The 767-nt window shown below is 59.3% G+C and carries 1 protein-coding gene; it reads left to right on the plus strand.

Translation table 11 applies throughout. The features are described 5' to 3' along the window. Positions 1-418 precede the first annotated feature (418 nt). The gene (locus tag J6525_RS47865; RefSeq protein WP_225649624.1) at positions 419-757 is read left to right on the plus strand and encodes a reverse transcriptase domain-containing protein; all 339 of its coding nucleotides are present in this window, start codon (positions 419-421) and stop codon (positions 755-757) included. Positions 758-767: the final 10 nt, after the last annotated feature.

A 767-nucleotide genomic window follows, 5' to 3' on the forward strand; every position in this document is an offset into this window, starting at 1 on the left:
CAAGATAACGACTACCCCTTGGTTTTGACGTCTTCCCTACGCTTTCGACAGTTCATCGGTGGTTCGCTTGCGCTCGTCTCCTCGATCCTTACCTGACAGAGTCTCGCTCTGCCTTTTCCGGTCTCGCTCACCACCTCGACCATTGGGCCGAAGCAGCAGCCGGTGGTTTGAACCCTGATCCTGCAACCCGAGTTCGAGGGGCCAACCCCCATCTTCTGTGCAGCAAGGCTGCTCAAAGGTGCTCTACATCACACCTCCTTCGCGCCGTCGTGGCGCACGTCGAGTCGCCCGGGGAGTTTCACCCCCAGGCGCTCACAGATCCGGACGTGAACGTCTCCGCTCATCCGGCTCTTACCGTCCAGCCGCCGTCTTGTGCAGCATCGGCCAATGGGCCAATAGCGTGGGGGTGCGGCACGCAATGTCCCGTACCCAGTGCTCTGCCCGTCTTCGATGTCGCCGCAGACGTTTGTATTTCGACAACGTCCGGCATGACCGGCTATTGGCGAAGGTGGCGCAGCGGATCAACGACGCGGACGTCATGCATCTCCTAAGAGTTATGCTGAAAGCCGCTGGCAAGAAGGGAGTTCCGCAAGGCGGTGTGCTTTCGCCCTTGCTCAGTAATCTTTACCTCAACGAGGTTGACAAGATGCTGGAGCGAGCGCGAGAAGTCACACGGAGCGGCAAGTACATCAATGTCGAATACGCGCGTTTCGCGGACGATCGTGCGCCACGACGGCGCGAAGGAGGTGTGATGTAGAGCACCTTTG

The sequence above is a fragment of the Bradyrhizobium australafricanum genome (assembly GCF_020329495.1).
Lineage (GTDB): Bacteria > Pseudomonadota > Alphaproteobacteria > Rhizobiales > Xanthobacteraceae > Bradyrhizobium > Bradyrhizobium australafricanum.